The organism is Echinicola arenosa (assembly GCF_014841125.1).
Taxonomy (GTDB): domain Bacteria; phylum Bacteroidota; class Bacteroidia; order Cytophagales; family Cyclobacteriaceae; genus Echinicola; species Echinicola arenosa.
This window is the reverse complement of record NZ_JACYTQ010000001.1, coordinates 284275-308733: the sequence shown is the minus strand read 5'-3', so window position 1 is coordinate 308733 and position 24459 is coordinate 284275. Positions and strand designations below refer to the sequence as shown.

The 24459-nt window shown below is 38.9% G+C and carries 21 protein-coding genes; 18 read left to right on the top strand and 3 right to left on the bottom strand.

Going from position 1 to position 24459, the window contains the following annotated elements; genetic code table 11:
• The first annotated feature begins 46 nt into the window (after positions 1–46).
• From IFO69_RS01175 to IFO69_RS01160, 4 genes are all read left to right on the top strand, one after another.
• On the top strand, positions 47–1606 hold the full coding sequence (locus IFO69_RS01175) for an arylsulfatase (protein WP_225443948.1): 1560 nt from the start codon (positions 47–49) through the stop codon (positions 1604–1606).
• Positions 1607–1921: 315 nt separating this feature from the next.
• Positions 1922–2200 carry an MPN domain-containing protein gene (locus IFO69_RS01170; RefSeq protein WP_192007128.1) on the top strand — a complete coding sequence of 93 codons (279 nt, stop codon included), beginning with the start codon at positions 1922–1924 and terminating at the stop codon, positions 2198–2200.
• Positions 2201–2214: 14 nt separating this feature from the next.
• A complete protein-coding gene (locus IFO69_RS21825; RefSeq protein ID WP_192007126.1) occupies positions 2215–2352 on the top strand; it encodes a JAB domain-containing protein in 138 nt (45 codons plus the stop codon).
• Positions 2353–2714: 362 nt separating this feature from the next.
• Positions 2715–3107: a VOC family protein gene (locus IFO69_RS01160; protein WP_192007123.1), complete on the top strand. Its 393-nt coding sequence runs from the start codon at positions 2715–2717 to the stop codon at positions 3105–3107.
• Positions 3108–3472: 365 nt separating this feature from the next.
• Here the strand turns inward: IFO69_RS01160 and IFO69_RS01155 are convergent, their stop codons facing one another.
• A complete protein-coding gene (locus IFO69_RS01155) occupies positions 3473–3862 on the bottom strand; it encodes a gamma-glutamylcyclotransferase family protein (RefSeq protein ID WP_192007121.1) in 390 nt (129 codons plus the stop codon).
• 255 nt (positions 3863–4117) lie between these two features.
• Here IFO69_RS01155 and IFO69_RS01150 point away from each other — a divergent pair, with 255 nt between their 5' ends.
• Positions 4118–4411 (top strand): hypothetical protein, encoded by a 294-nt coding sequence (locus IFO69_RS01150; RefSeq protein WP_192007119.1) that lies wholly within the window; start codon positions 4118–4120, stop codon positions 4409–4411.
• A 74-nt stretch (positions 4412–4485) separates the two neighbouring features.
• Here IFO69_RS01150 and IFO69_RS01145 read toward each other — a convergent pair whose 3' ends face one another.
• On the bottom strand, positions 4486–6777 hold the full coding sequence (locus IFO69_RS01145; RefSeq protein WP_192007118.1) for a glycosyl hydrolase family 95 catalytic domain-containing protein: 2292 nt from the start codon (positions 6775–6777) through the stop codon (positions 4486–4488).
• Positions 6778–7017: 240 nt separating this feature from the next.
• Here IFO69_RS01145 and IFO69_RS01140 point away from each other — a divergent pair, with 240 nt between their 5' ends.
• The 13 genes from IFO69_RS01140 (at position 7018) to IFO69_RS01080 (ending at position 20583) form a co-directional block, all read left to right on the top strand.
• On the top strand, positions 7018–8220 hold the full coding sequence (locus tag IFO69_RS01140) for a DUF4861 family protein (RefSeq protein WP_225443947.1): 1203 nt from the start codon (positions 7018–7020) through the stop codon (positions 8218–8220).
• A 281-nt stretch (positions 8221–8501) separates the two neighbouring features.
• Positions 8502–9560, top strand: a complete 1059-nt coding sequence (locus tag IFO69_RS01135; RefSeq protein ID WP_192007117.1) for a cobalamin-independent methionine synthase II family protein — start codon at positions 8502–8504, stop codon at positions 9558–9560.
• A gap of 532 nt (positions 9561–10092) precedes the next feature.
• Positions 10093–11913: an asparagine synthase (glutamine-hydrolyzing) gene (gene asnB, locus IFO69_RS01130; RefSeq protein ID WP_192007116.1), complete on the top strand. Its 1821-nt coding sequence runs from the start codon at positions 10093–10095 to the stop codon at positions 11911–11913.
• Positions 11914–12196: 283 nt separating this feature from the next.
• On the top strand, positions 12197–12574 hold the full coding sequence (locus IFO69_RS01125; RefSeq protein ID WP_192007115.1) for a hypothetical protein: 378 nt from the start codon (positions 12197–12199) through the stop codon (positions 12572–12574).
• Positions 12575–12659: 85 nt separating this feature from the next.
• Entirely contained in the window at positions 12660–12899 is a 240-nt protein-coding gene (locus tag IFO69_RS01120) for a ribbon-helix-helix domain-containing protein (RefSeq protein WP_192007114.1), read from the top strand.
• Entirely contained in the window at positions 12892–13179 is a 288-nt protein-coding gene (locus IFO69_RS01115; RefSeq protein ID WP_192007113.1) for a type II toxin-antitoxin system RelE/ParE family toxin, read from the top strand. The genes IFO69_RS01120 and IFO69_RS01115 overlap by 8 nt, the downstream gene beginning before the upstream one ends.
• A gap of 273 nt (positions 13180–13452) precedes the next feature.
• The gene (locus IFO69_RS01110) at positions 13453–14217 is read left to right on the top strand and encodes a M48 family metalloprotease (RefSeq protein WP_192007112.1); all 765 of its coding nucleotides are present in this window, start codon (positions 13453–13455) and stop codon (positions 14215–14217) included.
• Positions 14218–14323: 106 nt separating this feature from the next.
• A complete protein-coding gene (locus tag IFO69_RS01105) occupies positions 14324–14704 on the top strand; it encodes a VOC family protein (protein ID WP_192007111.1) in 381 nt (126 codons plus the stop codon).
• Positions 14705–15491: 787 nt separating this feature from the next.
• Positions 15492–17195: an amidohydrolase gene (locus tag IFO69_RS01100; protein ID WP_192007110.1), complete on the top strand. Its 1704-nt coding sequence runs from the start codon at positions 15492–15494 to the stop codon at positions 17193–17195.
• Between the two features lie 131 nt (positions 17196–17326).
• A complete protein-coding gene (locus tag IFO69_RS01095; protein WP_192007109.1) occupies positions 17327–18004 on the top strand; it encodes a response regulator transcription factor in 678 nt (225 codons plus the stop codon).
• Positions 18001–19284: a sensor histidine kinase gene (locus IFO69_RS01090; RefSeq protein WP_192007108.1), complete on the top strand. Its 1284-nt coding sequence runs from the start codon at positions 18001–18003 to the stop codon at positions 19282–19284. The genes IFO69_RS01095 and IFO69_RS01090 overlap by 4 nt, the downstream gene beginning before the upstream one ends.
• 73 nt (positions 19285–19357) lie before the next feature.
• A complete protein-coding gene (locus tag IFO69_RS01085) occupies positions 19358–19801 on the top strand; it encodes a PepSY-like domain-containing protein (RefSeq protein WP_192007107.1) in 444 nt (147 codons plus the stop codon).
• An 11-nt stretch (positions 19802–19812) separates the two neighbouring features.
• On the top strand, positions 19813–20583 hold the full coding sequence (locus IFO69_RS01080; RefSeq protein WP_192007106.1) for a DUF2490 domain-containing protein: 771 nt from the start codon (positions 19813–19815) through the stop codon (positions 20581–20583).
• A 371-nt stretch (positions 20584–20954) separates the two neighbouring features.
• On the opposite strand, the gene IFO69_RS01075 is transcribed toward IFO69_RS01080, so the two are convergent.
• Positions 20955–24191, bottom strand: coding sequence for a S41 family peptidase (locus IFO69_RS01075; RefSeq protein WP_192007105.1), 3237 nt, complete (start codon positions 24189–24191; stop codon positions 20955–20957).
• Positions 24192–24459: the final 268 nt, after the last annotated feature.

Here is a 24459-nt window from a genome sequence, read left to right as displayed (position 1 = left end):
GTAAATGAAAAATGTTGTTTTTAAAGGTTTGTCAAGACTATTATTAATGGTCTTAGTATTAGTAATGGTAAGTTGTACAAGTGCAAAAAATAAGGAAGGTTTGAATATAGAAAAGCCTAACATTATCTTAATTTATGCAGATGACTTTGGAAGAGGTTTACTTTCATCTGAGGGACAGGAAATTATTCGTACACCAAATATTGATAGACTTGCTGAAGAGGGCATAAGGTTTGAGAATGCTTATGGTAGTATGTTATGCGCTCCTGCCAGAGCAAGTCTGATTACAGGATATCATGATGCACATGGAGATCGATGGACTATTTCAGCAGGAGGGATTTATAAGAAAATCTCTACAGGTGAAATGGAACAGGAAGAAATTGAAGCAGGGCTTGATGCCCAGCGGGGAGATATTCCTGAAAGCGAGATGTTCTTAGGAGAAGTATTGAAAGAAGCCGGTTATGTAACGGGTGAAATAGGAAAACTGGAATGGGGATTTTCAACCACCAGTAAAGAAATAAAAAGGCATGGTTGGGATTACCATTATGGTTATTATGATCATGTGAGGTGTCATGGATTTTATCCTCCGTTTTTATTTGAGAATGGTCATTTAACTCACATCGATGGAAATACCAGAGCTGATTGTGGTAAAACAATTGAAAGAGAAACTGAGGAGGCTTTTAAAGAACGGTGGGATATGGAAGGTAAAGTCCAGTATTCTCAGAATTTGTTTCTCGAGAAAATCTTATCCTTTATAAGAGAAAATAAAGACAAACCTTTCTTTTTATATCATCCCACTCAGTTGCCTCACGGACCTGTGGCCATACCGGAAGTAGCCGATGAATACGCAAATGATGAGCGACTCACACAGATTGAGAAAGAATATGCCTCAATGGTAAAAATGTTAGATGATCATGTAGGGATCATCTTAAATGAGTTGAAAGAACTACACATTGATAAAAATACCTTGGTGATCTTTACCTCGGATAATGGTCATGAGATATATTATTCACAAGAAGGCCGAATATTAAAGCCTGTGCGCAATATGGCAACCAATGAGTTTTTTGATAATATTGATACTAAATATTATAGCGAATTGGCAGGTGATGTGTTTGATGGAAATGATGGTATGGCCGGGATAAAAAGAAGTAACTGGGAAGGTGGAGTACGCGTGCCGCTGATTGCACGTTGGCCTGGAAAGATTAATGAAGGAACTGTTTCAAATTCTTTAGTGACTAATTATGATTTCTTGAATACCATGGCAGACTTGGTCGGTGTAAATATTCGTAATAAAAAAGATGGACGTTCCTATTTACCCCAATTGTTGGGAGATACGAGTGATGGACATGAATATGTGGTGTACTCTTCTTTTATGGGGCCCGCTTTGGTTACCAATGATGGATGGAAGATCAGGTATTATGCTCCTAAAGGAATATTTCAACTCTATTTTTTACCTGATGATTACAGAGAAGAGCATAATTTAATAAAGGAAAACCCAAAGAAAGCAAAAGAGTTGACGGACCTCATGATTTCAGAGTGTGAGGGAGACCTGGCAAATGGTTGGTTTAAAAATGGAGAAAATGTTTTACCCCCAATTAAAAATAAATAGAGTAAACTTTTAATAATAAATGAGAATTGGTGGCTCAGGAAGGAGAGGTTTTAATGTAATTTGGTTATCCGCTATGATGCCAGTAACCATACATCCTTTGTTCAAGTGGTCGGAAGCCTATCTAACTGCCAGGTAGAACTGAAGTCTGAAGCAGTTGATACTTTAATCAAAAGGGTATTTTCAACTCGCTTTTAATCTTTACTGGTAGAATTGCGGATATACATAAAAATTAAAAATTATAACCACATTCTTGGCAGGTTTTGGACTTCGAGGCTCTATAGATTGGTTTATTTGGACTTAATGTTTTAGTTTTTCTTGAATTTAGCTTTGCGGTTCAGCAAAGAGCAAAGGTGTTGTTTTCAACAAGTAGTCGAAATCGTTCTAAGCTATCGTCCCAATTCAAAGTTTTCAGAAAAACCACAAATCTTCTCTTCCTTGACAGCCAATAGGATTTTAAGAGTTAACTGGGAGGAGTCGAAAATAAAGTTCATTGAAGAGTTCAAAGTTGTTCTGCTCAATGGGGCAAACCGGGTTTTAGGAATTTTTAATGCCTCATCCGGAGGGATCAGTGGGAAGGAGGTAGACCTGAAATAATCTTCGCAGCTGTCATGAAAGCATCAGCCATGATTCTTGCACACAACCATTCTTCTGGATGTTTGAAGCCCAGTCATCAGGGTAGGGATTTAACAGAAAAGATGATCAAATCTGGTGAGCTATCACAAAAAACCACATACAATTTCAAATAAAATGGGACCTATTCGGTGACCTTTTAATTTTTCCAGCTTTGGTAATGGTTTAGTAGATGGCGCATCGACTTTTGGCGAGAACCCAAAAATTTGTGGTGCTTTTTAAGAGTTGTTAACGAGCAATATGCTCTTCTGATATGTTTTTTTTAGAGGAATAATGTGTATGTATCTAATTGATTGTGAACAGGAAATACCTATACTCCACTCTTGAGGACTTGTAAGTAAAATAAGTATAAACACGAAGCGGATATAAGCTCTTTCTGTGTAAATTTGATAAAATGCCTCCAATCAAAAGCAAAATAAAAAAAGTAAGAAAATAGAACAAAAAATAAATAATTCTGTAACAAGTAAAACTAAAAGTTATGACAGGAAAAGCAAAAAATCCGTTCACTTGGGTAGAAATTTATGTAGAAGATATGGACAGGGCCCAAAAATTCTATGAAGCAATTTTTAATGTTAAAATGACTGCACTCGCTATGCCTGAGGGTATGGGAGAAATGCAAATGTTGAGTTTTCCTTGGGTTGAAGGCGAAAGAAACATTAGCGGAGCTTTAGTGAAAATGGAAAACATGAAACCAGGGACAGGTGGCACTTTGGTTTATTTTACCTGCGATGATTGTTCTGTAGAAGAAAGTCGAGTAGAAAGTGCGGGTGGAAAAGTATTTCAAACAAAAATGTCTATAGGAGAATATGGGTTTTGTTCAATAATTACCGATACTGAAGGAAACACAGTCGGATTACATTCAATAAAATGAACCGAACCTTTATGTTCTTCAGGTACGTAGTAGTACTGTCAACAGCTCAAATTAAACATAATCCAGTATCTAGTAGATTATGCCACTTCCCCCAAGATTTTGGGACCTTGTAATTGGCGTTTCGGAATTAATTCATTGGATAACTTGTAGATTTTTACTTTTTCTTGGGATAGAAGTCCTGTATTGACTCGGAAATTTTCCTACTATTTATTCACGTCATCGTATAAAACAAGTCAGATTAACTGTAATAAAACAGAGATAAAGCCTGTTTATTATCTTGTGTAAAATATTTCCTCACATTTATTTTAGATGTTTGTAAAAAATAATCCATCAAAGTGAATTGGATTATTTTAATTTTTGCGGGTCTATTTGAATTTTCCTTTAACGATTTGCTTTAAATTTTCGGTAGGTAAGTTATATAAGTAGGCCCAGCATTTCATTGGCTCAGAAGATTGTAAGTCATAAGCCGTTATGATGGTTCTCTTATATGCTTGAGGAGAGGGGAATGAAGGCCCTGCCTCTTCATATTCGTCCAAAGCCTGTAATACCTTTTCTATTTCTGATATGCGAAAGATCTGACCATAAACTTTGTCAAGGCTAGTTGGGTTTAAAACAAGGCCAGGGTAATAGGAAACTTGAAATAGTTTTCCGTAGGTAAATGCTTCTGCCACAAAAGCACTTTTCTGGTGAAAGAGCTGTTGAATAGCATATCCAGTTTCCTTTAAAAGCGTTCCATAAACAAAAATTAAGTTCATATTCAATTAAACGATCAAAGTAACAAAAGTAATTATAAATGATTTTGATTTGAGTTTAAGAGATCAAGTACGAATCTTTTTCTGAGATGGAGGGGCCATTCTTCCTTGTACCTAGAAGTGGTTTTATAACTTTTTGCTTCCTATTGTCATTATTGATATTAAGTCTTCTGAAAGAATATATTTTTACAATTGATGAAAATTTGAATTATAGGTGTTCTTTTTCAATCGTTACAAAATCAGTCATATACCCTATGCATGGAATTCGTTAGGGAAGAAGGGGGGCAATATGGAGAGTCTATTGAGAATATGAAACTCTATATCGATGAAGATGTAGTAGATGAAGGCCCGATGAAAACCCAGCCAGCCAAATTTACACTTTCCGGAGATGGATTATGTGTGGGCTATGATAGTGGAGATGCCGTGAGTAGTCAATATGAATCCCCAGGAACCTTTAAAGGAGGTACCATAGGAGGTGTTGGCGTTACTGTAGAAGGTAAGGCATATGTTGATTTGGAAGCAGAAGCTAAAAGAATGATGATGACTCAGTGAAAAACTATGTAAATTACAGAGAGACTTAGATAGAAACAGGGCTGCCAAATGGCGGCCCTGTTTTTGTATAATAATTAGTTGCTTTTGAAAACTATATGCTGTGTTTCATTTGGTTTCATGGCTAAAGTGAAGACTTCTTCTTTTCCGAGCGATTCTCCATTCGCCTGACAAGCTTCATCAAATGGATTGATGATTTTTAAAGTTCCTCCTTTTTGAGACAAAACCACTGCTTTAATTTCTTTTAAGCCTGTTTTCTCAGCGCTGATTTTAAAAGCTCCTTGGGCCAAAAAACCGTCGAAAGAAACCTCATCCCAATCTGTAGGAATGGCAGGAAACAATCGGATAAAATCTTCATGGCTTTGCAGAAGCATTTCCTGTAAACCAGCAGCAAAGGCAAAGTTCCCCTCCAAAGTAAAAGGACGGTACTTAAAATTGGAATATCCCTTTCCGGATTGGTCACCGTTGACATGGAAGCTATTGGGCAGGCAAAAACTGGTGGCAAAGATCCTCAGGGTTTCGGCAGCTCCTGCACCATCCAACATTCTGGCCTGCAGGTTAGCCAACCAACTGAAAGAATAGCCTACCCATGCCGCTGAACCTGTTGTTTTAAGATTTTCAACAGTATTTTGAATGATTTCCTGCGCTTTATCTCCATCAGACCAATTGATCATGCTAAGTGGATGGATAGCCATCAAGTGTGAAAAGTGACGATGTGAAGTAGCTAGCGGTTCGCCAGGAGCTACCATCAAACCTGTTTGGTCAATAGCATAATCTGGCCATTCGGCCAGGATAGCTTTCCATTTCCTTTCATCTTCTTCATAACCCAATTCTTTGGCAAGTTCTGAAGCTTTACTGAACACAAATCGGATATTAGCCAAATCGAAATTCGTTGTGTTCTCAAACCAGGCTTTTCGACTGTTATTATGGAATTCTGGGGAGGCACTGATAGGCAGCTTCCTAAGACCTTCTCCATCCAATATCGAGACCTCGTCCAAGTAAATCGCCACCTCTTTGAACCATGGATAAGCACGTTCCTCTAAAAACTCCCTGTCCTTACTGTATCGCCAGTGCAAATAAAAATGATGGGCTAACCAAGCAGAGACAGTAGGGCCAAAGGCATATTGGATCCACCCCCCCATAGGTTCCCCTTTAAGGGTGCTAACACCTGGGACATTGAGGCCATTAGTTTCAAAATAATTGGAGGTATAGCTTTTAAAGGTGTGATAGTTTTTCCAAAGCCAATTTAAATAGCCTTCTCCGAGATCCATGTGGTTGGCAGTGTAACAAGGCCAATAGCTAAGTTGGGTGTTCAGGTCATGATGGAAATCTCCCTTCCATGGAGGAAGCTTGCCATTGTCAGCAGTCCATACAGCTTGAAGGGAAATTGGAGGTGTGTGTTCTCTTGCGGCAGCGCCAAATTTATACTGCTCCAAGTACCATTGTTTTTGAAGGATACTGTCAGGAACTTGAATGCTGGACTTATTCCAGTAACGGCTCCACCAAGCTTCATGGCTAACAATAGCTTTGTCAAACCCAATGCCTATACCATGCTGGGTGAGTTCTTGGGATGGTTGTTTGGAAGCACTTTCATTGGTACTAATAGCCCAGCAACCTTCTACACCAGTGGAAGTTTTTTGCCAGCGAATAGCAATTTGATATTCAAAATCTTCATGACCAGTTTGAGTATAGATTATCCCGTCTTCAACCTTTTCGATCTTTCCCTGAGGGTAACCGAGCCGCCTAAGGTCTTGACCAGTTACAGGGCTGGTCACCTCTGAGTTTCCCTCTAAGCTGTAGGTAGGCATCATCAGTTCAGGCACGAATTCTTCAGGGTTTGCTCCTTCAAACTTAAACCATCCCAAGGGTTGCTCCGCGTGTACAAATGTGCTGAGGCTGGCTCCCGATTCCCACACAACTATGCCCATGGCTGTTTCAATGTCCAGGGAACTGCTTTTTACTTTACCCAAGCTGGCAATGTTAAATTCAATGGCGCCACCTGGGATTTTTGAAGGGGCGGGAGCTTTATTGTAAGGGGCATCAAAGAGATCTTGGACTTTCTTATATTCATCTTTTTCCCATTTGTCCAATACCCATGAAAATTTCCATTCTTCCCCTTCCAAGTTTTCCATTTTACGTAAATCCCAAAGTCCCACATGGTCTAAGGACATGCGTAGTTTGTCGTTTTTTTGCCAGATCAAGGCACCTATTTCCCCGTTCCCCAAAGGAAGACCTTCATCCCATGTGGTAGGGATAAAATCGAATTCTAGTCCGTAAGGTGTAAGGTTGAGGTTCTTGCTATCGTCTTTGTTACTTTCAGAACATGAAATAATAAAAGCCGATAAAGTAATTAAAAGTAAAATTCTCATTTTATAATTGTTGTATAATGAAAGTAATATGTTTCATTTTATATTAATATACAACTTTTTAGTGATTAATTTGTGCTTAAGGCCTAATGTAAGGTTGGCTTTAAAAAGGAAGCAGGCAAAGTATAACAGTTTTTCCCATTATTTTTAATTATGGGATGAAAAGAGCAATTTTGGTAAAGAATTTACTTAGTGCTGATAATAAAACTTTGATCTATTTTTAAAATAATGAATTATAATTTAATGAAAGTGAATCTACAAAAAGCTTGCGCCCTTATCATGGGTGTATCAATAGGGGTGACCATGGCCAGTTGCGACACTGAACAAAAGCAGTCTGTCAAAAGCATAATTGTACATAATGAGCTTGACTTTGCCCGCCAAGAAGTAGTAGCGATTCCAATGGACGACTTAAGTGGTTTTATCGGTGAGCAAAGCCACAAAGATTTAAGGATCAAAATGGAAGGTGCAACTGATTACCAAAGGACTCAATGGATAGATTATGATCAGGACAATAAGCCTGATGAGCTGCTGTTTTTGGCTGAGGTGCCCGCTGGCGCTTCTGTCAATTATGAGCTTGGTATGGACATTGATGCTGTGGTGCCTGAAAGTGATGTGATAGCCTATTCCAGGTTTGTACCTGAGAGGACGGATGATTATACCTGGGAAAATGACAAAGTGGCCTTTAGAACTTATGGCCCTACAGGACAAAAGGAAGCTTTGGCAGGTGTGGCAGGAAGCACCTTGTCCAGTGGAATAGATTTGTGGTTGAAGAGGACCGAGCATTCCATTATCGATAAATGGTATGCAGAGCACTTGAAAAGCCCTGGGTATTACCATATCGACCACGGTGAAGGTTTTGACCCATACCATGTAGGAGCAAGTCGAGGTACCGGAGGGAGTGGCATCTGGGCTGAGGATAGTTTGTATGTTTCTGAGAATTATGTCAAATACAATACGATTGCCCAAGGGCCTTTGCGGACAGTTTTTGAACTGGAATATGCCGCATGGAGTCCTTATGAGGTGACAGAGACCAAAAGGATCACGCTTGACCTAGGTTCCAACTTTTCCAAATTTGACATTAGTATGGATTCCAAAGAACCTCTTCCAAACTATGCAGTAGGTATCACCTTGCACAATAAAAAAGGAGAATTTAAGATTGATGAGGAAACAGGTTGGATCCGTCACTGGGAGCAGATCAAAGATTCCTTTGTAGGAGAGGGGATTGTGATGGATGTGGCTGAAATTGATTCAGCTTTTGTTAGGGAGTCAGAAGTAGCTGATCAAAGTAATTTGCTGCTTTTGGCCAAACCTTCCAGTGTGGTTAGTTACTATGCAGGCTTTGCTTGGGTAAAGAGCGGTCAGGTCAATGCAGTAGAAGATTGGGACAAAATGTTGGATCAACAAGCGGCTATCATCAAAAGCCCACTCAAAGTAACGATGGAGTAATTCCCTTTGGGGCTCTTAAAAGTTAAAAAGGCAAAACCATCAACGATATGGTTTTGCCTTTTTTATTGTTCATTTACGCTACTCAAGTATCTTAGAGAAATGAGAGGCTACACCTTGCCATTTCCGGTGTTTTTAAGACCAATGCCAAAGTTTTGATCGAAGAGCAAAAAAACACTGTTTTGAAAGGTGATTTTTGATGATTATTGGTAAGTTAGGTTGGTGTTAGGCCTATTCAAGAAAGGAATGGTGCTGCTACATTCGCTCACAATAAACTCAAAAAAATGAAAATCGCTACAGAACCAATCGGAAGTATTCCAAGGCCAGTAGAACTGGTACAAGCCATCACATCATCCTCTCAAAGTCAGGACTTAGAAGCACTTTATGACAAGGCCGTCATGGACACTTTGAAAGAGTTTGAAAGGACAGGCTCACTGATCATTACCGACGGGGAACAAACCAAGTCCAGTTTTGCTACCTATCCCTTGGATGGGGCTGTAAACATTGCTCCTGAAGGAATGAGAATTGACTTTGCTGATGGGCATTTCAGACAACTCCCATTGTTGACCAAAGGCCCCTTCCGCTATAGCAAATATGCGGTGCAATACCTAAAATATGCTCAAGAGAGAACCAGTCTTCCCATAAAACAAGCCGTCATTTCCGCTTCAGCTCTTAGCTTGATCTATCCGCCAGAAGGGATTGAGGGCTATTCACAAGAAGCATTTATCGCTGATCTGGTTAATGAATGCGAAAAAGATATCAGGCAATGTCTCGAACAAGGGGCAGCTAAGGTCCAGATGGATTTCACAGAAGGGAGGTTGTCTCTGAAATTGGATCCTTCCGGAGGTGTCTTGCAGCAATTTATAAACCTGAACAATCAGGTATTCAACCGATTTTCAGATGCTTACAGGGAACGGCTTGGTGTGCATGTATGCCCTGGTGGAGACCATGATTCCACCCATAGTGCAGATGTGGATTATACCGCTTTTCTTCCGGCACTTTTTGATTTGAATGTGGGTAACTTTTATTTGCAGTTAGCAAGTGAATCCGATAAGAAAAAAGTTTTGAAAACAGTGAAAGAATACCTGAAGCCTTATCAAAAGGTATTTATAGGGGTTACCGATGTGAACAGCCCCAAAGTTGAAACCAAAGAGGAAGTGATGGAGCGTATCTTGGAAGCTGCAGAGTTTATCCCGGTTGGCCAATTGGGCACAACGGATGACTGCGGTTTTTCCCCTTTCTGTGATGATGTATCCACCACACGGGAAATCGCCTTTGCCAAGATCAAGGCAAGAGTAGAAGGTACCAAGCTGGCCGAGGAAAAATTGTCCCAGGTCCATTAATAAGCACTGAAAGCGGGCAAATAGTTGAATCTTTTTGCCTACAGGAAGCTTCCTTAGGTGACAGGACGAAATAACTTTCGTTTATTTAAACTGATTTTTCAGTAAATACCATAATTATGGTATTTGTAATGCTGGATGAATTCTTTAGTTTTAATAACAGTGTAAGGTTTTTGAAAGCGTTTTTTTGTATGATTTATGCATGGGTTGGTTTGAAAAGCGTCAGTAAATAACCCGAGCTTTATTTGTTTTTTTAGGAAAAACCAATGAGTAGCCCAAATTGCCTTTTTGGTGATAAAAGTGAGAAAATCAATTGGAATTAATTTATATATCACTAATCAAGATGAGATATATAATTAAAAGACGATTTAGAACCGATACTCTCAAATGATTTGGCCAATAAATATTGATTGGAAATTAAGAGCGAACAATATATAGTTTTGAAGCAGGATTCATAGTCCCAAATAAGCTCAAGACAGGGCAAAATATAGTTGTACATTTACGTAAATGCTGGTATCTAAATTAATTTTACTTTATGTGTGGGATTTCTGGAATCATTAATTTTCAAAATGAATTGGTAAAGGAATCGGAAATCAGGGAGATGATGGAAAAAATGAAACATCGTGGGCCTGATGATGAAGGTGTCTTTATTCACAATAGAGTCGGTATTGGATTTGTACGGCTAAGTATTTTAGACTTAAGCCCTGCAGGACATCAACCTATGTTTAGCAAAGATGAAAATCTGGTGATTGCATTCAACGGGGAAATCTTTAACTATATTGAAATTCGAGATGTATTAAAATGTAAATATCAATTTATTACAGATACTGATACGGAGGTAGTGTTAGCTTCATATCAAGAATGGGGGGAGAAATGCTTAGATAGATTAAATGGTATGTTTGCATTTGTTATTTTTGACAAAAGAAAAGATGAAATTTTTGGAGCAAGAGATAGGTTTGGAGTCAAGCCTTTCTATTATTACCTCACTGAAGAAAAACTAGTTTTTGCGTCAGAGATTAAATCTTTGATGCCACATTTAAAGAAAAAAGAAGCCAATGATAAGCTAATTTATGATTACTTATTATTTAATCGAAATAATCATCCAAGTGAGACCTTTTTTAGAGATATAAAAAAATTAGAACACGGATCTTATTTTAAGCTTACTAAAAATGATTTAATCATTGAAAAATGGTATGTGTTAAAAAATAGATTGAAATCAAATCAAAGTTTGTCACCAGAAGATTATCGCAAACTTTTAAAAGATTCCTTAAAATTGAGATTAAGGGCTGACGTTAAAATTGGAGTAACTTTAAGTGGTGGGATTGATTCTTCTGCGGTAACTTCTTGTTTAATAGAAGATTGTGGTGTTGATGACTTAAACACATTTTCTGTTGTATTCGATAAAAATGATCCAAATGACGAAAGTGATTATATTGATGAATATAATGGTATTGTCAAATATATGCACTCGGTCTCGCCAACAGCAGATGATTTTTTTAACGAGTTTGAAAACTTTATTTGGATCCAGAGTGAGCCAATGCCAAATACAGGTACTTATATTCAATTTAAAGTTATGGAATTGGCCTCAAAACATGTAAAAGTAACTTTAGATGGTCAAGGGGCAGATGAACAACTTGCTGGGTATCACTATTTTTTTGGAAGTTATTATCTTGAACTGCTTAAACAATTTAAGATAAGACTTTTTTTCGCTGAGATCATAGCTTACATAAAAAAACATAAAAAAATCGATGCATTGAAATATTTAAGCTATTTTCTTTTTCCCCAGAAGCTCCAAGTTAGAGCTCAAGGTCAAAAATACCGTTCAGTAAATAAAAGCTTCATTAAGAGGAACAAAAATTATTACATAAACAAAGTATTATTCAAACCAAAGAACTTAAATGACTATCTATTACAACATTTTGAATATAAGTTAGAGCACTTGTTAAGATATGAAGATTTGAATTCTATGTGCTTTTCAATTGAGTCACGTGTACCTTTTTTAGATTATCGGTTGGTCGAAGCCACGTTATCGACTCCTTCAAATCAAAAAATAAAAAATGGTGAGACAAAGCATCTGTTACGTGAATCAGTGAAAGACATATTGCCCAAAAAAATAATAAATCGAAAAGACAAAAAAGGATTTTCAAACCCAAGAGAAAAATGGTTCAGGTCTGAAAAATTTAAGTCGTATATTTTTGACTTAATCAATTCTGAATCTTTTAAGAATAGAGGTTATTTTGATAGTGCAATTGCGAATTCTCAATATAAAAAGCACCTTAAAGGAAAGGAAGATGTTTCCAAGGAAATTTGGAAATGGATAAATTTAGAAATTTGGTTTAGAAAATTTATAGATTGAATATAAATTATCTTTCCCCTTCTCGGTTAATTATGTCACTTTGCTTTGAATTCTTGGGGATTTATAATTTCCGTTTTGGAGAAAGAATAATAACATAGAGAGTTGGTATTTGTAGAAAAGAGATGTCATATGAACGACCAGGGAATTTTTAAATTTTATTCCGTGGTCGTGGATGGAAAAAGGGTAGGCTTTTCCCTTTGGATATTCCGATTCCAAATAGAGGATATGTAGGCTTTTGGCTTAGTTTTTACCAACTCTTGCGGAATTTTTTACCGACCAAACCTTGACTGAAATTAAATCGGAATGTAACAATCGAATTTTGAATAAAGGAGAAATTGCAATAATAATGGCTGACCGAATTGAGGGAATGCCTTATGCAAGAGTAACTGGAATCCAAAACTGTACATTGACTTTTTGCAAAAAAAACGCAAATCTGATAGAATATTACTTACCATTTATTGAAAGAGATGGAATTGAAAAATTTCAGGAAAAATATATGGAGTGGTTAGCAAGTGATGACAGAATTGAATGGACACTGCTATTGACTTACAAAACGAAAAAAGAACAAAAAAAAATAATATGTGAACGGAAAAAAGCAATTCGTGAAATGCAAAATAAAAATAACTTTGGGCTGAAGCGCAAGGATCCAAGAGATGATTAATAGTGCTTTTCAGTACCTTGGTCAGCGTGTAAGGTAACTTGCACATGATTCATTTTTGGTGTATTTTTACATCAAAAATAATATTATGGCAAGGCAAAGTATCTCATTCACCAAGTCAAATGATGAATGGCTAAAAGAGCAAGTAGACAATAACGAATATTCCAGTAAAAGTGAACTTGTCAATGATTTGATTAGGCAGGCCAGAAAACAACAAGTGGAAATTGACTGGATAAGGGTGAAACTGAAAAAAGCTGAAAATAGCGGCTTTACTGATGAAAGTAAAGACCAAATTTTAAAGCAATCAAAGTCTCTACTGAATGGCTAACTATAAATTGAGCAATTTGGCCAAAGAGGACTTGATTAGAATTCATCATTACGGAGTCAAGAAATTTGGGATGGCTCAAGCCGACAAATACTTTGATTCCTTTTTTGAATATTTTGACATTATTGCACAAAGACCTTTTGCTTTTGAATCTGTTGACTTTATTAAGAAAGGATATCGAAGATGCGTGTGTGGTTCAGACAGTATCTATTACAAAATCACAGATGACATTGTGGAAATAATGACAATCGTAGGAAGACAAGATTTAAAGAATATCCTTTAATTTTCTGGTTAAGAATACCAATTCTAACAATATGGATTGCTTTTGGTTTTCCCTTCTAACCCGAATTTGCAAAATGGCTTGCTAAATCAGGGCATTTTCATTGCGGCTTTGGGATGAATAGTGGTGTTGAAAACGTAAAGATTAAAAGTCCTTGATACAAAAGAGAACTAACTGAGCTAATCGGACTAGTTTTTTTAGCTGTTTTAGTCAATGGAATGGTATCATAGTTATATTTAATAATGAGTAAACGTTGATAATCTTTAACAGAAGAACATGTTCAATTTTTTGAAGTCAAATAAAAAGTATGAACCGCTCAATTGGGAACTAAGAAAGTATTTTGAAAACAATTTTTTGTGGTTATTGCAGGAGTTTCCGAAACCAAAAATAGAAGACCGTAAAATATTAACCCCTACATCGGAACACTTTCCCATAAAATGGAACAAAAGCAAGGACAATGCCTTTGACGCTCATAGGATCATTTGTGAAAACATGCAAATTGACCCGAGTAAAGTGGAACTAGATTTTTTTGATAATGGGCTCAAAGAAATTGATATGGGAACTTCGATGATTTTTGTGGAGTCTGACCCTGAAAACCCTGAAGCTGCAGGATTATTTCACCACGAAAAGGAAGATGGAAAATACAGCGTTTCACTTGATGAAGCATTATTGGCAAAACCAGACCACTTAATTGCCACAATTGCCCACGAACTTGCGCATGTCAAATTGCTGGGAGTGAAAAAACTAAATCAAAATGATGAAATGCTCACTGACTTTACGACTGTTTTTTTTGGACTTGGAATTTTTAATGCCAATTCAGCATTTCAATTTTATAATCAATCGGACCGCTGGGGATACAGTAATTTAGGCTATCTGAAAACTGACGAATGGGCTTATGCCTTGGCTTTGTTTGCTTTTATTCGACAGGAAGATGATCCAGAATGGAAACAGTATCTAAGCAAAACGATTAAAAAGGACTTTGACAAATGTCTTCGATATATGATTGATAATGAAGAAGAAGTTTTCAAATTTGATGATTAAGAGGCTTGCTAAAAGGTGCCCTTTGTGACATTAAGCATAGCTATGAAGACAGGGAATAAAGATACTGTACAACCAAACTGTTGATTAAAATAATAACTGAAAATTTATGGATACGAAATTTAATGCAGGGATTAACATAGCGATAAAGATTCCTAAAAGTAAGTATGATAAAACAGTTATTTTTTACAGGGATATTTTGAAGTTAGAGGTTGAGGAGGTACCTATTCAAAATCCAACTGTTTCGAGAACGCACGAGGTAAAATTCGGAAACAATGTGATTTGGTTGGACTGTGTGGACAACTATACCCATTCTGAAACTTGGTTACAGCTTACTGTCCCAGATGTAGCAATAGCCACGGACTATTTGAGACTAAATGGGGTGGAAACATGTGATGAGCTTGAAGAACTTCCTGAAAATATGCATTGGATTCAAGATCCGGCAGGAACAGTATTTAACCTTCAAAAGGGAATTGAAAATCAAGAATAATAACTGTTTATATATGCTGGTATAATCCGTTATGCCAGCTAGTTAAAAACTTTTAGTGTGAAAGGTCACTAATGCGAAGAGGGGAAAAAGAACAATAGATGGAGAAAGAAGAGTGGGGTTTCTAACTTGATCAGAGTGTTATTCGAGGCTTACGGTGTTGTGGAACAATGGATTTTTCAAAATGGAAATTCGAGAGTGATTAGTAAATAGTCGACCCACAATTGAAGTGAAATTGGTCAGGAATGAGTGAGGGACAGAAGGATTCCCAAGGTTTTTATAACCAGAATATTGAAAGGGATGTACCCAAGTTTTTCCAGGACTTAAGGTGTAGACAAGCCTAAATCTCTGATAAGAGAAACACGGGATAAACACGGGATAAACACGGCTTAACTAGGGGTTAAATACGGGTTAAAGAGGGAATGTTAAAAATGTTACATTCATTAATATGGATCATTTTCACACCGGCAACCTGACTCCCACTGTCTGTCCACCCACAACAGAGATTCCACAGACCTAGCAAGGGCAGTAGAAAGGATTAAACAATCATTTCAGTGAGATCTGTGCTGTTTTTGAGAGAATTGTTTTGAAGGGTTAAATGTACTGGTGAAATAGCGGATATACAGATTATATTTTAAAAGCTTTTAGGTTTAATAAAATATAATTTTTAGTGTATTTTTATGAATAAATCAGTGTTGTAGCTGTCTCGTTTTAAAGGTTTGTAATACGTCTTGCTGATAAAAGGTGAGCAGGTGTTTTTTGTAGTATCGGAATTCATAAATCATGAACCATGAAGAATTATTTACTATTATTCACCGTATTGGTATTTGTCATTAGTTGTGATAGTGGAGACCAATCTTCCTCCTATACAGCAAAGGTTTATTATGGAGGAGATATCCTGACCATGGTCGGTGAACAGCCGCAATATGTTGAAGCGGTGGTGGTAGAGGACAGTATCATTACCTTTGCCGGCGAGGCTGGTGAAGCCATGGTTCAGGCTGGGAAAGGGCACGCAATGATCGATTTGGATGGTAACACCATGTTACCGGGCTTTATAGATGGACATGCTCATTTTGCCAATTTTTCCTCACAGGCCATTGGAGCACTGCTTTTACCCTCCCCAGACGCCAATGCCAATGACATTCCTACCGTTATTTCTATTTTGAAGGATTGGAATACACTGGAAAACAGGGAATTGACCGGATGGATTTTTGGGACAGGATTTGATGATTCCGTGCTGGAGGAAAAGCGCTTTCCTACCAAACATGACTTGGATGAAGTGAGCACGGAGTTTCCCATTATGATTATTCATATTTCCGGCCACTTTGCCGTAGTCAATTCAAAAGGTTTGGATGTATTGGGAATTACCTCGGAGACTACCGATCCAGAGGGAGGATTGATTAGGAGAGAACAAGACTCCAATGAACCCAATGGCGTATTGGAGGAGCTTGCCGCAATCCCCCATATGTTAAAAGCATTGACTCCGAAAAGCGATGAGGCTTCCCTGAAATTTTTCAATGCTGGTCAGGATATGGCACTTGCCTATGGCTATACCACAGCCCAGGAAGGCCGGGCCATGCAAAACCATGAATTATTGGCCAAGATGGCAGATGCAGGAAAACTGAAGCTGGATGTAGTGAGTTATATCGATTATGCCTTTGTAGATCAGTATATGGACAGTAAGTGGAACAGTAAGGATTACCTTAACCACTACAGGATCGGAGGGATGAAAGTTACCTTGGACGGCTCTCCCCAAGGAAGGACAGCTTGGAGGACTACTCCCTATTTAGTTCCCCCGGATGGAGCAGAGGCTGATTATTCAGGCTATCCTGCTATCCCCAATGATGAAGACCTAATAGCCATTTATGAAAAGGGGTTGAAGCACAATTGGCAAACCTTGACACATTGTAACGGGGATGCGGCCATGGATCAGATGATTCGCACCCTCGGCCCATTGTTTGAAAAATATGGCAATGAGGATCGACGGTATGTATTGATTCATGGGCAATACATCCGAGGAGACCAATTGGAGGCGTTTAAAGAGTTAAATGTATTCGCATCACTGTTTCCTTTGCATACATTTTATTGGGGAGACTGGCATAAAGAGCTCATAGGTGACTCACTAGGTAATAAAATTAGCCCAACTAGGACTGCCCTGAATCTTAGGCTTCCTTTGACTATCCATACAGATGCACCAGTGACTTTGCCCAACTTGATGCGGGTGGTTTGGACGGCTTCCAGCAGGATCTCACGATCGGGAGATATTATAGGGGAAGAAGAAAGGTTAACTCCTTATGAGGCTTTGAAAGCCATTACGGATTGGAGCGCTTACCAGCATTTTGAAGAAAATAGTAAAGGTACACTAGAAGCTGGGAAGCTTGCAGATATGGTTATTTTGGACAAAAACCCCTTAAAAGTTCAAGAGGATGAGATTAAGCATATCCAAGTATTGGAAACGATAAAAGAAGGAATATCGGTTTATGTGAAGGAGTAATTGCCTCAAGAAAGCAGCCCTCATCTCCATTAGATTAACTAAAGCTGAAGATAAAAGTGAATAATTTTTTAAAACAGACAAAAAAGAAGAAATTCCCGTTTCTTTCCAGATTTCATTAACACTTTTACGGAGTGAAAATATTAGTAATCGAAGACGAGGTTTTATTACAGCAGAGTATCAAGGAATCTTTGGAAAAGGAAAGTTTCTTGGTCGAAACGGCCAGTGATTTCTATGCTGCCATGGATAAAGTGTTTGTTTATGATTACGACTGTATTTTACTGGACATCATGTTGCCCAATGGAAGTGGGCTGGATATTTTAAATGAATTAAAGGAGGCTGGGAAAAGTGAAAATGTCATCATTATTTCTGCCAAGGATTCATTAGATGATAGGGTGAAAGGCCTGGAGTTGGGAGCTGATGATTATTTGACCAAACCATTTCATTTGGCCGAACTCAATGCCCGGGTGAAGGCTGTTTTGCGCCGTAAGCACCTGCAAGGCAACAGAGCCATCAGCTTGGCCAATTTGGAGTTGGATTTTGAGGACAGGACACTTTTAGTGGATGGTAAAGCAGTGTCGCTCAATCGCAAGGAGTTTGATATCCTCAATTATTTTTTATTGAATAAGAACCGTCTGGTCAATAAAACTGCTTTGGCAGAGCATGTTTGGGGAGACAATAGTGACCAGGCTGATAACTTTGACTTTGTGTACTACCAGATCAAAAATCTGCGCAAAAAATTACAGGAATGTGGAGCGCATGTTGAAATAGAATCTGTGTATGGAGTAGGGTATAAACTGGTTCAAAAATGAAGCTGCTCAATCAATCCCTGAAGTATTTGTCATTATCGATTTTAATGATCGTGACGATTTGGTCGGTAATATTTTACCTGAACATGCTCAGCGAAATCAAAAGTAGTATCGATGAAGGGCTGGAAAATTACAAGCGACTGATCATCCTCAATGCGGCAGAGGATTCTACTATTTTGACCAAAAAATACTTTGACGAAAGTTTTTTTACCATCCAAGAAATCAGCAGAGAACAAGCCTTGTCGACCAAAGATCGGTATTTCGACACGGAGCTTTATATGCAGGATGCAGATGATCAGGCACCGGAAGTGGAGCCAGTCAGGATGCTGACCACTGCTTTTGAAATGAATGGTTCCTATTATGAGTTGAAAGTGGCCAATTCAATGGTGGAAGAAGATGACCTGATCCAAGAGTTGTTGTGGGATGTTGTTTGGCTATATGTGGTGTTGATCTTAGGAGTTGTTATCATCAATAATATAGTGTTAAGGAGTTTGTGGAAACCCTTTTATGACTTTTTACAGCAACTTAAGAATTATCGCTTGGGTAGGAGTAAGCAGTTTCCTGAAGTTCGGACACAGACACGGGAATTTGTGGACCTGCAGGAAGCTGTCAATACCTTGCTTAAACGTAGTGTTGCTACTTTTGAGCAGCAAAAGGAATTTATAGGAAATGCTTCTCATGAGCTGCAAACGCCGTTGGCGGTTGTCAGTAATAAACTGGAACTCATGCTGGAAGAGGAGAGTCTTTCCGCTTCTCAATTAGAAAATATAGCAGAGATCTTTCAGACCATTCAGCAACTGGTTCGTTTGAACAAAACACTGTTGTTGCTTTCGAAAATAGACAATAAACAGTTTTTAGAGAATGAAAGTGTTGCGATTCATGAAGTTATCAGCGTCAATATTGAAAAGTTGATTGATTTTTCAACATTTATAAATATAGCAGTTTCCTCTAGCGAAATGGAGCCTATTGCTGTTCAGATGGACTTCTCTTTGGCCAATATTGTCGTGGCCAACCTGCTTAAAAATGCTATTTTTCATAACCACGAGAAGGGAAATGTAAATATTTCTCTAAAGGCTGGGGTACTCAGCATAGCAAACACAGGCAATCCTAATCCCTTGGATGTAGAAAAAATATTTCAGCGCTTTCAGAAATTTGATTCAAACAAAGGAGCTGGTTTAGGTTTGGCCATTGTCAAGGCCATCTGCGAGCTTTATGGATTTGAAGTAAGCTATAGGTTTGAAAATGGCCTACACCTTTTTGAAGTGAATTTTAATACAAACTGAGTGAAAACCCAGTATTCCCAAGTCTTTCCAGAATCGTTCATTTGCTTTGAGGTATAAACTAAAAAACATACTTATGAAAAAGCAAATTCTATTTCTCGCAGCATGCATGGCCTATGGCTTTACTCAAGCACAGGATATTGTTTCCGGTCAGGTTCCATCCGTTATTCTGAATGCATTTACCACAACCTATCCTAAGGCATCCGATGTGGAGTGGGAGAAAGAAATGAAGTTCTACAAGGTGGAGTTTGAAACGGGTTGGAATAGGGATCACGAAATTTGGTATGATGAAACTGGAGAGATGATCAAACATCAAGAAGATATTTCTGTAGGGGAGTTACCTGAAGCAGTGAACAATATCATCAATACAGACTTTAAGGGATATGGTATTGATGATTTGGAGCGCATCACCAGCAAGGATCAGGTGGTCTATAAAATGGAACTCAATTCACTCCTACAGCAGGATTATGATTTGGTAGTAGATGCCAAAGGAAATATTCTCAGTAAAATGGTCGATTAAGGGAAGGTAAGATGAAGAGGATTCTGTTATTAAGCCTTTTTGCTCTTGTGGCGTATGAATCATGTTTCGGCCAGATTTCTCCACCTGGTCTGGGGGAGGTCAATAGTTCTGAGTGGTTTGCCATTGGCGCAAAACAACGCTTAAACCAAGATAAGTCATGGACATCCATGACTTATCTTGGAGTGGGGCGAACGAGTACACCAGATGACTTCAACCCTTTAAAGAGATCGGGTATTTATGTGATCAATGAAGAAGTCACTCATCATTTCAAAAAGCATTGGAAATATGCTTTGGCATTGAGTTATAGGTGGCAGGATATGTACCAATCTGCGGAGCCATTTGAACCGGATGAGCCCAGAGCACGCCAAGAAATAAGAAGCTATGGCAGGTTTTCTTACCTGACAACGATCAAGAAAATGGTATTTGAATTGACCTATAGACCTGAAATGAGGCTGTTCTACAATCCCGATTTTTCCAAGTATGATAAACAGGCGCAGTTTAGGTCAAGATTTCGGAGTAAAATATCCATTCCGATTGATGCCAATCAAAGAAAAAAACTGAGCTTGAGTACAGAAGTATTGTTCTCCACTACCAAGCAAGAGAGTTGGGACAACATTAGGTATAAGGAAAGCCGTTTCTGCTTTTTTTATTCAGTGACCGTGCCAGAAAGAAAGATCACTTTTGACATTGGTTATATGAATAATCTATTGGGAAAACCAATTTATAAGTACAGTCATTACCTGGCTTTTGACGTGGTGTTTAACGATCCATTTGGAAGGTAGTGATATGGTTCTTAAACCCGCTTTATGCATTAGGAATCGTTATGGCCTGTCCCGTTCACTATCGGGAAGAGCTGAAACTACAAGAAAATCAGGCTGTTTGGAGATTGAATCATCCGCCGCGGCGGATGATGATCCTGTCTACCATCAGGTAGAATTGAAAATAGTAGCGAATCGACTGATTTTGAAGTAATTACAGGTTGCAATACTTGTAGGCCGCGGCGTAGATTGGCTAATTCAAAAAGCGGGTTAAAAGGTGGGGTGGAAAGCAGGCGAATAAAAGTAAAAGGCGGAAAGTCCTTAATTGGATTTCCGCCTTTTCGATTCAATGGGCTTGAAGCCCTGCATGTATGTAGCGATAATGCTTATTTTGCTTAATTAGTTTCCTTCAGCAATTCATTTACAGCTGTTTCCAACTGTGGATCAATCCCTTGAAGGAAATCATTATAAGGTAAAGGGACCAAGATGTCTGGCTCCAACTCCTTATTTTCAGTTACTTCACCATCAGTGCCAATAGTGCCGATCATAGGAATCCCAAAAATGATACTTGGATCAATTTGGCGCTCCCACCAAACAGCAGTACCCGTACCCGCGACAGGCATTCCCACCAGTTTACCTATTCCATTTTGCTTGTAAATATAAGGGAAGATAAAGGCATCGCTATAGTTTCCTTCACTCATCAGCACAATGCTTGGCTTGGTCCATCTGGCCATAGGTTCTCCACCTTTTACTTTTTCACCTTGAGGAGAGAATTCCAAATAAGTCTTGCCACTCAAAAAGGTGTTCAAGTCATCATGCAACCAACCACCGCCATTGAATCGAGTGTCGACTACCAAGGCTTTTTTGTCCATATGCCTGCCCAAAACAGTCTCATAAACCTCTCTAAAACTACCATCATTCATTCCCCTCACGTGAACACAACCCAATTGGCCATTACTCAGGGAGTCCACCATTTCTTCCATGGTTATGGTCCAGCGTTTGTACATCAACTGACTTTCTTCGCCCATGGACGTAGGCTGTACAGTTTGCTCATAACTTTCCTTTCCTGATTTGATGTTCAAGACAATTTTCTTTCCGCTGATATTGGTCAGGTACTTGTTCCAGTTTTCATCCTTACCAATTTCCTCTCCATTGATGGCTGTAATGATATCACCTGCTTTGACTTTGCTTTGTGCCACATCCAATGGGCCAGCAGCAATCACTTCACTGATTTTTATTCCAGCTTCAGTGAAGGTTTCGTCATAAAGCAATCCCAGCGAAGCAGTCACATCTCCATCAGACTGACTTGCATAGTAGCGGCCTCCAGTGTGTGAAGCATTGAGCTCACCCAAAAATTCACTCAATAGCTCTTGGAAGTCATAATTGTTGTTGATATGCGGAAGAAATTTACCGTACTCCTCATGATACATATCCCAGTCAATTCCATGAAGTGTTGGGTCATAAAACTTCTTCTTTACCTGTCTCCAAGCATGATCAAAAATATATTCCCTCTCTCCAGCTTTGTCCAACTTCATGTCACCATCGATAGAGATGTTGGTGACTTTACCACTTTTGGCATCCACCTTTACAGGTCTTCCTCTGTTGCTCATATACAGGGTTCCGCCATCTTCACTGATTTCTATCCCACTCGGAGAACCACCCATTTTCGCAAGTATTTTTGTGCTGTGCGTACGTGGCTCAGTAACCCAAAGGTCATACCCTTTTTCAAAGGAGGACAGGTAATAAACCTTGCTGCCATCTTTATTGAGGACATAGTCACTGATGCTAGAACTGTTGATGGTCAGTTTTACCTTTCTATTCTCCAGGTTTTTAAGGTCAAGTTTTAATGTTTCTCTTTCTTCCTTGGCATCCTCTTTTTTCTTGTCCTTACTGTCATTCTCCTTTTTATCTTCTTCTTTCTTCTCTTCTTTTTCAAGGTCTTCCAATAACTTGAAATCTTCCTCGCTCATGGCATAGCGATCATAAGCTTCTTGGTCAAAGAAAACAGCGTAAATGTCATATTCTCTGCTGCCTTGGTTGGCCAATGACTTTCGACCTTCCTTACTGCTCAGATAAGTCATCATCTTGCCCTCCATGGCCCACTTGGCACGGTTTTCACCAAACCCACTGTTGATAGGATATTGTATCTCTCCTGAACCATCAGCTTTGATCAATGCGGTGTTTTGGCTGAACATGTATCCTTTTTCATCATCCACCAATAACCACTTGCTGTCAGGACTCCACCTGTATCCCCAGTCACCATCGCTGTAAGAGTGATTATGGCCTTCAGGTAAGACTGTAATGGTTTTTTTACTGTCTATATCATAAATTTTCAAGACGTTTCTTTCTTCCACAAAGGCGATTTTTTTACCGTCAGGGGAATAGGTAGCTTGGAATTCTTCCGAAGCTGTCGCAATCAAAGGTTCGGTGGTCAGGATGGTGGAGGCAAAGAAGTACTTCTCTTCAGGCCTCTTTAGCGTGGTTCTGTAAACATTCCAGCTGCCATCTTTTTCTCCGGAATAGATCAGGGATTTTCCATCAGGTGACCATTCTACCATTCGCTCTTGCTCAGGAGAGTTGGTGATGTTTTTGGTTCTTGCATCTTCAATTCCGGTTACGAAAACCTCTCCACGGTTGACGAAAGCAATCTCTTTTCCGTTGGGGCTAACGGCAAACTCAGAAACATTGTTGATATCCACTTGTTTGATGGCTTCAAAAGCAGCATCATCCATTACTTGAACGGCTAACTTTTGAGGCTTATTGCCATCAGTAAAGGTGTAGATTTCACCTTTCCAGGTAAATGCAATTTTATTATCCTTGGAAATACTTAAATGTCTAACTGGGAAATCTTTGAAAGTAGTTAATTGAATATCTGCATTGCCTGCTAAAGAGCCCTTGTAAAGATTTTGGGTGCCATCTTTTTCGTTTAGATAATAGTAACTGTCACCATTAGCTGCAAAGACGGGTTCTCTATTTTCTCCTTGGAAGCTGGAAAGCTGTTGGTAATTTTCCTCTTTTACGTCGTACAACCAAATGTCACGGCTAACAGCAGAAGTGTGGTGCTTTCTCCATGGATCTTCATAGCCTTTTCTGTCCTGAAAGACCAATTGGCTTCCATCAGCGTTAAAGTGAGCCTCTTCTGCACCGGCTGCAGTTAGCAAAATAGCTCTTCCACCTTGGGTAGGGATGGTGTAAAGGTTTTGCCAATAGCCCGTTCCAGGAAACCGGACACTTTCTGCTGGAGCGGCTCTGCCACTTCCAAACAGCACCCTTTTATTGTCTGAGGTGAAATCATAAGGGTAATCATTGGCGCTATTGAAGGTCAGACGGGTGGGGGTGCCACCCATAGAGGGCATGGTAAAGACGTCAAAATTCCCGAACCGGTTGCTGGCAAAGGCAATGGTCTTACCATCGTGGCTCCATACCGGACGCATATCATGGTAGTCGCTTGTGGTAATGGGAACAGCGGCCCCACCTTCAGCGTCAACTCTGTAAAGATTGCCCATATAACCGAAAATGATGGTTTTTCCATCGGGGGATATGGATGGATATCTCATCCATTTGGCATTTTCCTGGGCGAATAGCACTGCAGATATAAAAAGAAGTGCTATTACCGAAAAGGTTTTTTTCATTTGATCCAAAGTTTTTAATCTGGGTTGATTTAATTAAACAGATACTAATGTACAAAATAGAAGAATGTGCCAAGAAGGGTATTCCTTGAACGGTCGATACCTGAAACATCAAGCCATGAATAAAAACCTGTCTTTCTATTTTGTGCAATATTGTTGCGAATATAGACTTGCTTTTATTTAAAAACAAACCAACTCTTAACCTAGTGAGAAAGGATTTTGGAATTAGTTTAGTTCGTTCCTTATTTTAAAGCTTAAAAACTTAACCTAA

Excerpts from the sequence above, each read along its gene's own strand:
- IFO69_RS01085 (WP_192007107.1), top strand. The coding sequence starts at position 19,358 with ATGAAAAAGCAAATTCTATTTCTCGCAGCATGCATGGCCTATGGCTTT.
- IFO69_RS01080 (WP_192007106.1), top strand. The coding sequence starts at position 19,813 with ATGAAGAGGATTCTGTTATTAAGCCTTTTTGCTCTTGTGGCGTATGAA.
- IFO69_RS01150 (WP_192007119.1), top strand. The coding sequence starts at position 4,118 with ATGGAATTCGTTAGGGAAGAAGGGGGGCAATATGGAGAGTCTATTGAG.
- IFO69_RS01155 (WP_192007121.1), bottom strand. The coding sequence starts at position 3,862 with ATGAACTTAATTTTTGTTTATGGAACGCTTTTAAAGGAAACTGGATAT.
- IFO69_RS01100 (WP_192007110.1), top strand. The coding sequence starts at position 15,492 with ATGAAGAATTATTTACTATTATTCACCGTATTGGTATTTGTCATTAGT.
- IFO69_RS01145 (WP_192007118.1), bottom strand. The coding sequence starts at position 6,777 with ATGAGAATTTTACTTTTAATTACTTTATCGGCTTTTATTATTTCATGT.
- IFO69_RS01105 (WP_192007111.1), top strand. The coding sequence starts at position 14,324 with ATGGATACGAAATTTAATGCAGGGATTAACATAGCGATAAAGATTCCT.
- IFO69_RS01110 (WP_192007112.1), top strand. The coding sequence starts at position 13,453 with ATGTTCAATTTTTTGAAGTCAAATAAAAAGTATGAACCGCTCAATTGG.
- IFO69_RS01115 (WP_192007113.1), top strand. The coding sequence starts at position 12,892 with ATGGCTAACTATAAATTGAGCAATTTGGCCAAAGAGGACTTGATTAGA.
- IFO69_RS01160 (WP_192007123.1), top strand. The coding sequence starts at position 2,715 with ATGACAGGAAAAGCAAAAAATCCGTTCACTTGGGTAGAAATTTATGTA.
- IFO69_RS21825 (WP_192007126.1), top strand. The coding sequence starts at position 2,215 with ATGAAAGCATCAGCCATGATTCTTGCACACAACCATTCTTCTGGATGT.
- IFO69_RS01175 (WP_225443948.1), top strand. The coding sequence starts at position 47 with ATGGTCTTAGTATTAGTAATGGTAAGTTGTACAAGTGCAAAAAATAAG.
- IFO69_RS01140 (WP_225443947.1), top strand. The coding sequence starts at position 7,018 with ATGAAAGTGAATCTACAAAAAGCTTGCGCCCTTATCATGGGTGTATCA.
- asnB (WP_192007116.1), top strand. The coding sequence starts at position 10,093 with ATGTGTGGGATTTCTGGAATCATTAATTTTCAAAATGAATTGGTAAAG.
- IFO69_RS01075 (WP_192007105.1), bottom strand. The coding sequence starts at position 24,191 with ATGAAAAAAACCTTTTCGGTAATAGCACTTCTTTTTATATCTGCAGTG.
- IFO69_RS01090 (WP_192007108.1), top strand. The coding sequence starts at position 18,001 with ATGAAGCTGCTCAATCAATCCCTGAAGTATTTGTCATTATCGATTTTA.
- IFO69_RS01135 (WP_192007117.1), top strand. The coding sequence starts at position 8,502 with ATGAAAATCGCTACAGAACCAATCGGAAGTATTCCAAGGCCAGTAGAA.
- IFO69_RS01120 (WP_192007114.1), top strand. The coding sequence starts at position 12,660 with ATGGCAAGGCAAAGTATCTCATTCACCAAGTCAAATGATGAATGGCTA.